The organism is Psychrobacillus sp., from assembly GCF_056205495.1.
Genome location: NZ_JBAEAP010000425.1, coordinates 1 through 7,597 on the forward strand (window position 1 = coordinate 1; position 7,597 = coordinate 7,597).

At 37.9% G+C, this 7,597-nt stretch carries 9 protein-coding genes and 1 other annotated feature; all 9 genes read left to right on the forward strand.

The genetic code is table 11. The features are described 5' to 3' along the window. The first annotated feature begins 196 nt into the window (after nucleotides 1–196). Entirely contained in the window at nucleotides 197–799 is a 603-nt protein-coding gene (locus AC06OU_RS12435) for a Maf family protein (RefSeq protein WP_475856145.1), read from the forward strand. Then, nucleotides 796–1,494 (forward strand): RadC family protein, encoded by a 699-nt coding sequence (radC, locus tag AC06OU_RS12440; protein ID WP_475856146.1) that lies wholly within the window; start codon nucleotides 796–798, stop codon nucleotides 1,492–1,494. Before AC06OU_RS12435 ends, radC begins: the two co-directional genes overlap by 4 nt. A gap of 90 nt (nucleotides 1,495–1,584) precedes the next feature. Further along, nucleotides 1,585–2,604: a rod shape-determining protein gene (locus AC06OU_RS12445; RefSeq protein ID WP_169359895.1), complete on the forward strand. Its 1,020-nt coding sequence runs from the start codon at nucleotides 1,585–1,587 to the stop codon at nucleotides 2,602–2,604. 13 nt (nucleotides 2,605–2,617) lie between these two features. Then, entirely contained in the window at nucleotides 2,618–3,529 is a 912-nt protein-coding gene (gene mreC, locus AC06OU_RS12450; protein ID WP_475856148.1) for a rod shape-determining protein MreC, read from the forward strand. Continuing rightward, complete coding sequence (gene mreD / locus AC06OU_RS12455; protein ID WP_169359897.1) at nucleotides 3,526–4,053, forward strand: rod shape-determining protein MreD; 528 nt, start codon at nucleotides 3,526–3,528, stop codon at nucleotides 4,051–4,053. The genes mreC and mreD overlap by 4 nt, the downstream gene beginning before the upstream one ends. A 37-nt stretch (nucleotides 4,054–4,090) precedes the next feature. After that, complete coding sequence (gene minC / locus AC06OU_RS12460; protein ID WP_169359898.1) at nucleotides 4,091–4,762, forward strand: septum site-determining protein MinC; 672 nt, start codon at nucleotides 4,091–4,093, stop codon at nucleotides 4,760–4,762. A gap of 1 nt (nucleotide 4,763) precedes the next feature. After that, on the forward strand, nucleotides 4,764–5,564 hold the full coding sequence (gene minD / locus AC06OU_RS12465; protein WP_475856150.1) for a septum site-determining protein MinD: 801 nt from the start codon (nucleotides 4,764–4,766) through the stop codon (nucleotides 5,562–5,564). Nucleotides 5,565–6,290: 726 nt separating this feature from the next. After that, the gene (locus AC06OU_RS12470) at nucleotides 6,291–6,839 is read left to right on the forward strand and encodes a hypothetical protein (protein WP_169359900.1); all 549 of its coding nucleotides are present in this window, start codon (nucleotides 6,291–6,293) and stop codon (nucleotides 6,837–6,839) included. Continuing rightward, a complete protein-coding gene (locus AC06OU_RS12475; RefSeq protein WP_475856152.1) occupies nucleotides 6,829–7,425 on the forward strand; it encodes a site-2 protease family protein in 597 nt (198 codons plus the stop codon). The genes AC06OU_RS12470 and AC06OU_RS12475 overlap by 11 nt, the downstream gene beginning before the upstream one ends. Before the next feature lie 51 nt (nucleotides 7,426–7,476). Further along, nucleotides 7,477–7,556 (forward strand) — a sequence feature (ribosomal protein L21 leader region). The last annotated feature ends 41 nt before the right edge of the window (nucleotides 7,557–7,597 follow it).

Genomic DNA, 7,597 nt, shown 5'->3' on the forward strand with positions numbered 1-7,597 from the left:
TGTTCAAGCTATCACAACGTTTTCGGACAGTCCATCAGTCATTCGACTGCATGTTTTTACGCACTATTTAGAACAGAACGATTGTGTAAAATTAAATTTTTAAATAAGAAAACAGCCCAAAATCAAATAGTCACGTTTTTAACACAATTTTCATTTTCTCCATTCTTTTGTATGCTTAGGAAAAGGGGGAATTTCAATGAAAATAACAACAAATAACAGAATTATTCTAGCAAGCGAGTCACCAAGAAGAAAAGAGCTTTTTGGTAGATTAGGGATCCCATTTGAGATACAAGCCTCTGGTGTATCCGAGGAAGTTGAACAGGAGCTATCTCCAGAGGAATTCACACTTGCGATAGCGGCCAAAAAATCAGATGAAGTAGTACAAGGTAATGAAGATGCCATCGTTATAGCGGCGGATACTACTGTATATTTAGGCGAAAAACTATTAACTAAGCCAGTTGACTCTAATCAGGCAAAAGAGTTTCTTCAAGCACTCTCTGGTCAAGAGCACCGGGTTATCACAGGAGTATCCATCCAAGGAGCAGGTATTTCTATTGGCTTTACCGAAACTACTTCCGTGCAATTTTACGAACTGACAGAAGAACAGATAGATGCTTATGTTGCTAGCGGAGATTCACTCGATAAGGCAGGCGCTTACGGTATACAAACAATGGGTGGAATGTTCGTGGAAAAAATCAGTGGCGATTATAACAATGTAGTCGGATTACCGCTAGGCCGTTTGTTCCAGACGCTTTTAACATTGAAAGTCATCCAATTAGAAAAGGAGACTTCTGAATGAATGTTAAAATTCCTCCCGCTCTCATGATCCGAGATGTACATATAGCGGACAGACCAAGAGAGAGACTGATTAGACAAGGCGCCTCAAGTTTATCAAACCAAGAACTACTTGCAATCTTGCTTCGTACTGGAACGAAGCAAGAGTCTGTTCTTCATCTTGCCAATCGAGTATTGGGTTTTTTTGAGCAGATTCAAGAGTTAAAAAATGCTACACTGGAAGAAATGATGACGGTTAAAGGAATTGGCCAAGCAAAGGCTGTCCAACTTCTAGCAGCTGTCGAGCTAGGAAAAAGATTATCGCAGCAAAAAACGAATGAAAAGTTTACCATAAGGTCCCCAAATGATGCAGCCACTTATTTAATGCCAGATATGACCTCCCTCACGCAAGAACACTTCGTAACTTTATTCCTAAATGTAAAAAACCAAATATTGCACAAGCAAACAATATTTATCGGATCTTTAAACGCTTCCATCGTTCACCCTAGGGAAATATTTAGAGAAGCGGTAAAACGTTCCGCTGCATCCATTATTTGTGCTCACAACCATCCTTCAGGAAACCCATCTCCTTCGACTGAAGACATAGATGTAACGAAACGGTTGATGGAGGCGGGAAAGCTTATGGGTATTGAGCTTCTTGACCATGTAATCATTGGGGACCATCAATTTATAAGTTTAAAAGAAAAGGGGTATATGTGACACTGTGCATTTTTCTTTCTTTCCGTTATAATAAGTGTTATTACTTAAAATAAGTGAAACTTGTTTAGATTAGAAAGGGAGTAAAAAATAGTGTTTGGATTTGGATCAAGAGATGTAGGAATAGACTTAGGAACAGCGAATACGCTTGTTTTCATCAAAGGGAAGGGCATCGTTTTAAGAGAGCCTTCCGTAGTAGCAAAAAACGTACAAAACGGTGACATTGTTGCAGTAGGTAACGATGCAAAAAATATGATTGGTCGTACTCCCGGTTCTATTGTGGCGATTCGCCCAATGAAGGATGGGGTTATCGCTGATTTTGATACTACCTCAGCCATGATAGAATACTATTTGAAAAATGCGATGAAGTCATCAGGAATGTCTTGGAGCAAGCCTAATGTCATGATTTGCGTACCTTTTGGTATTACTTCAGTAGAACAACGTGCTGTAATTGATGCTGCAAAGCAAGCAGGAGCTCGTGAAGCATTGACTATCGAAGAGCCGTTTGCAGCTGCAATCGGAGCTAATCTTCCAGTTTGGGAACCTACAGGAAGTATGGTCGTTGATATAGGTGGAGGAACTACAGAAGTTGCTGTTATTTCTCTTGGTGGAGTAGTAACGAGTGAATCCGTTCGTGTTGGCGGGGATGCAATGGACCAAGCAATTACAAGCTATGTTCGTAAGACGTATAACCTAACAATCGGTGAACGTACTGCAGAGGCAATCAAGATGGAAATTGGATCTGCACGTGTTATGGAAGCAGAAGAGTCTATGGATATTCGTGGACGTGACCTTGTGACGGGGTTACCAAAAACAATTGAAATATCATCAAAAGAGATCGCAAATGCATTGCGCGAATCTATTGCATCTATCATTGATGGAGTGAAGAAAACGTTAGAACAGACTCCTCCAGAGCTTTCAGCAGATGTAATGGAGCGCGGCATTATGCTTACAGGTGGTGGAGCTTTACTTCGTAACCTGGACAAAGTAATTAGTGATCAAACGAATATGCCTGTATTTATCGCTGAAAACCCATTAGATTGTGTTGCAATCGGAACTGGTAAAGCGTTAGATCATATGGGATTATTGAAGCGTCAACAAACAAAAGGTTAAGGGGAAGTGAGATATGCCACAGTTTTTTTCAAATAAGCGATTAATCTTGCTACTTGTAGGGATGATTTTTCTTGTGGCACTTATCAGCTTTACATTGCGCGATCGAAATCATGCATCATTGCCAGAACAATTAGTAAAAGATGTAGTCGGTTTTGGACAAACGTTGTTTTCCAAACCGACTCAGTATGTAACGGGTGCTTTTAATAATATAGATTCTTTACTTAATACATATGATGAGAACAAAAGATTGAAAGCAAGATTAGAAGATTATGCCTCCTTACAAGCAGAAGTAAATGATTTAAAGCTCGAAAAAAAAGAATTACAAGAAATAGTTGATAAAAAAGAAGACCTTCGTGATTTCAACCCTATCCAAGCAACGGTTATTGCTCGTAATCCCGATCAATGGGAAGAGAAAATAATCATTAATCGAGGAGAGATTCATGGAGTAGAAGCTAATATGGCCGTAATGACTGCCAAAGGTCTAATTGGAAAGGTAATTTTAACTACTCCATATACCTCTACGGTTGAGCTTTTATCTACACAAAACCCGAATTATCGTGTATCAGCTGTCATTGCAAGCGAAGAGGGAGAAGTGTTTGGATTAATAGAAGGTTTTGACGAAGAACGAAAAGAATTAGTTCTGAAGAGAATTGATTCGGAGTTTGAGGTGAAAAAAGGTCAGAAAGTCACTACCTCAGGCTTAGGTGGAATATTCCCAAAAGGAATTTTAGTTGGTGAGGTAACTGAGGTTACCACAGATGATTATGGTTTGACTAAACTCGCTTACATTAAACCAGAGGCAAGCTTCTCTATATTGGACCATGTAATCATCGCAAATCGTTCTATGAACGGAGTAGATGGTTCTGATGGTGCTAATACGGAGGCTGACTTGGCTGCCGAGAAAGAGGCAGGGGATGGCTCATGATGCGATATCTAGTAGTGCTCATTTCGGTTCTATTATTTTATATGGAACCGATTTTTGGTCTTTTCTCGCCAATTGAGCTAAATAATGAACTTTACACACTAGTACCAAGGTTTTTAATTATATATTTAATTTTTGTTTCTATTTATTATGATAAAAAAAGGGCAATGTTATATGGATTGTTGTTTGGGCTCTTGTACGATGTCTTTTTCATTGATATTATTGGATTATATTCTTTTATTTACCCATTAATGTGTTTGGTAGCAAGTTTTATAGTAAAATTTATACACCAACACTTGCTGGTAGCTACTATCTTGTCGCTAGTTTTAGTGGCAGTAGTAGAGACATTGCTGTTCTTTTTCTATACAGCAATTGGTATTAAAATCATGACATTTAGTAGTTTTTATGAACATAATCTTTTACCAACAATGTTGGCGAACCTCATCTTTATATTGATGTTCGGATGGTTATTTAAATATATTCTTCTATACCGTTTTAATCAAAAAGCATTACTTCTTCAAAAATAATATTTTTTGGTTTCACAGTAGATCTGAGGTGACTTGATTGACGAAAAAGCAGTTAATATCGATTAAAGGAACGAAAGAGGGCCTTGTATTACGTTTAGACGATCAGTGTTCATACACAGAACTTTTAGAAGAATTAACGAAAAAGGTTTCTGATGAAGGTTTTGAAGGCCAGGCAGAAGTACTCTTACAACTTGGATATCGATATTGTAATGACGAACAGGCAAAAGAAATTATAAATTGTGTACAACAGACGGCACATCTCCGTGTTTCTAAAATACAGAGCGAAGTAATGACCGTTGAAGATTGTAATAGAAGATTATTAGAAAATCAGTCAGAGACATATGTTGGGATTGTAAGGTCTGGACAAGTCATCAAAGCAGTGGGCGACCTCGTTGTTATTGGAGATGTCAATCCGAATGGACGAGTAGTAGCTGGAGGAAATGTGTTTGTGCTTGGAAGGTTAAAGGGCATCGCACATGCTGGTTCAAATGGAAACAAAAATGCAGTCATCGCAGCTTCTTGGCTAGAGGCAACCCATCTAATAATTGATAATGTTATAGAAACGATGACGGATGAGTTAAGTGTCTTATCGGAGCAACCCGAAATGGAATGTGCTTATTTACATACTAATGGCTCTATCGCAATTGACCGTTTACAGGAGCTTAGATTAATAAGACCAAATTTATCGACATTTAAAGGAGGAAGCTAATGTGGGAGAAGCAATCGTAATAACTTCAGGTAAGGGAGGAGTCGGTAAAACGACGACCACTGCTAACCTTGGTACTGCATTGGCTTTGCAAGGTAAGAAAGTTTGTTTAATGGATACAGACATAGGTCTTAGAAATTTAGATGTTGTGCTAGGACTTGAAAATAGAATTATTTATGATTTAGTAGATGTTGTGGAAGGACGCTGTAAGATTCACCAGGCATTAGTAAAGGATAAACGTTTTGAGGATAAACTTTACCTATTGCCAGCAGCACAAACAACGGATAAAAATGCAGTCAACCCTGAACAGATGAGAAATCTGGTTACAGAGCTTAAACGAGATTATGACTATGTATTAATAGATTGCCCTGCTGGTATTGAACAGGGATATAAGAATGCAATTGCAGGTGCTGATAAAGCAATTGTTGTCACGACACCTGAAATTTCAGCCGTGCGTGATGCAGACCGTATAATCGGCTTGTTGGAGCAAGAGGAAGATATCGATCCTCCAAAATTAATTATCAATCGGATCCGCCAGCATCTTATGCAAAGTGGAGACGCTTTAGATATTAATGAAATCACAACGCATTTATCCATCGATTTATTAGGTATCATTGCTGATGATGAGAATGTTATTACATCTTCCAATAAGGGAGAGCCTGTAGTAATGGATCCATCTAACCGTGCTGCACTTGGTTATCGAAACATTGCAAGACGTATTCTAGGAGAATCCGTACCACTTATGTCAATGGATACCCCTAAAAAAGGCGTTATATCTAAATTAAAATCTATTTTTGCTAAATAAGAAAATAAGAGACATTCGAAGAAGGCACTATCTGTTCTATTTTGATCAGATAGTGCCTTTTTTGTTTGTTTATTTCCTGCAAGCCTTAAATTAACTCATCCTTTTTCTTAAAGGCGAATCTCTCTGCATGTTTTTACCGATTTTAACTTACCAAATCGACTTCAAATTAAACAGAAAATACCCTTTTTTATCGCCTTATTCTTGCTCTCATTCGTTAAGTAACTTAAGGATTTGCTTCAAGTTGACCGCAAATATGGTGGTTGTGGCTCATTGTATTTCCATGCCCAAAAAAAATTGCTAATCGCTGTATGCGTTTTATAACCAAAGAAAGATGTATCTGCTGATTTATGTCCGACTCGTATATCGCTATAGCTTGAATAATTCAGATGAAATTCTTCTACGATTTCTTTTCATGTATTTAAACGTTCTTTCACGGCAGGCATTTGCGGCTATTTGTGGCTTTTTCTCTATTGTGGATTGGAGTGCAGAGCGGTGACTCCTAGGGGATTAGCGGCCACGGCGAACACCCGGACTGTCCCCAGGAAAGCATCCGCTCGGAACGGAAAGACACGGACTTTAGAAAATAATAGAAGATGAACAGAACCTGCATTCATACTCTACCTCTAAACGTAGTCTACTCGCTATTAATGTTTAAATTAATAAGCAATTCCTTTTTTCTATCATGAAATGGGACAGATAGTCATATATTTTTTTAGGGGGAATGTTATGCTATCGAAAAGAAAATGGGTTCTTGCATTTCTATTAGTATTTACTTTTATCGCAATGGACAAATTAGAAGAAAATGATGCACTGTCTACTAACTATGCGTCTAAACTTTTAGCTCCTCAAAAGCCTACAGAAATGTATCAAAAAGTAAGAGATTGGATTACCCCAAACGAGGAAGTAGTCACAGTGAGTGGACCGCTTTTAGAAAATCCAGTACTGGAGTATAGCACTATTCAACCATATAGTGAGGGGGCAGTTCTGTCGCTCTCTGCTTCACAGGAAATTGGAGCTTCTGAAAATGGTCTGATTATATTTACTGGCTACAAAAAGAAAACTGGCAAGACTATATCTATTTTGTACGACAATGGAGAAACAGTTACTTATGGATTTGTGGAGGATTTCTTCCAGCTACCGTATACTTCTGTTAGCGCTGGAGAAATATTTGCATCAGTAAAACGAGATATACTGTATGTGCAAGTAGAGAAGGATGGGGAAGTATTAGATACGACGGAAATCGTTGACTGGCTAGCTTTAAACTATGAAGAATAGGCTTTTCCGTATACATCCGATTATGATCCCCTTTCTTCTTTTTTTCTATTTATCTGGAGAGATTGCAGTTTATGCTATCGTTTTCGGCTCTCTCATCTTACATGAATTAGGTCATTTAGGAGCTGCAAAGCTAGTTGGTGGAAAAATATATTCATGTACAATTCTCCCGTATGGAGGAGAAATTAAAATCGAACAATTTTCTAAATGGGAAAAGAGAGAGCAACTTGTTGTTATTTTTGGAGGACCATTTGCTACTTTGTTACTTCTTTTATTAAGTCTAATTTTACATTTTCCACAGGTGGAGCTACTAACCTATACACAGCTAGTAATTCTAGGATTAAATTTACTTCCTATCTATCCACTTGATGGCGGACGCGTTATCTATTCAATATTTCCGAACTTTTATATCGAGTTAGTCAGTTTTTCTCTATGGATCAGTATGCTAATCTTTTATACCAGTCTGTACTACTTTCCTAAAGGTTTATTTGTATCGCTAATCTTTTTGTTTATTGCTATACAAAATTATTCTTCTTGGAGATTTAGAAAGTACAAGCTAGCATTTGATCGAATGACGAAAAACGCTTGACTCGATTTTTTATATGTGTTAACATTTTAATGTTATTGTTTGTAGCAGCACCCGTTGCTACAACCGCTCTGAAAAGGTTCAAGCATTCGAGTGATCGAATCACCTTTTGTAAGGCGAGTCTTAGTCTAAGAGGAGGTGCAGGTAAATGTACGCAATTATTGAAACTGGTGGT

Bases quoted from the DNA above. Each gene is read 5' to 3' on its own strand.
- AC06OU_RS12470 (WP_169359900.1), top strand. From the start codon at position 6,291: ATGCTATCGAAAAGAAAATGGGTTCTTGCATTTCTATTAGTATTTACT.
- mreC (WP_475856148.1), top strand. From the start codon at position 2,618: ATGCCACAGTTTTTTTCAAATAAGCGATTAATCTTGCTACTTGTAGGG.
- AC06OU_RS12435 (WP_475856145.1), top strand. From the start codon at position 197: ATGAAAATAACAACAAATAACAGAATTATTCTAGCAAGCGAGTCACCA.
- radC (WP_475856146.1), top strand. From the start codon at position 796: ATGAATGTTAAAATTCCTCCCGCTCTCATGATCCGAGATGTACATATA.
- AC06OU_RS12475 (WP_475856152.1), top strand. From the start codon at position 6,829: ATGAAGAATAGGCTTTTCCGTATACATCCGATTATGATCCCCTTTCTT.
- mreD (WP_169359897.1), top strand. From the start codon at position 3,526: ATGATGCGATATCTAGTAGTGCTCATTTCGGTTCTATTATTTTATATG.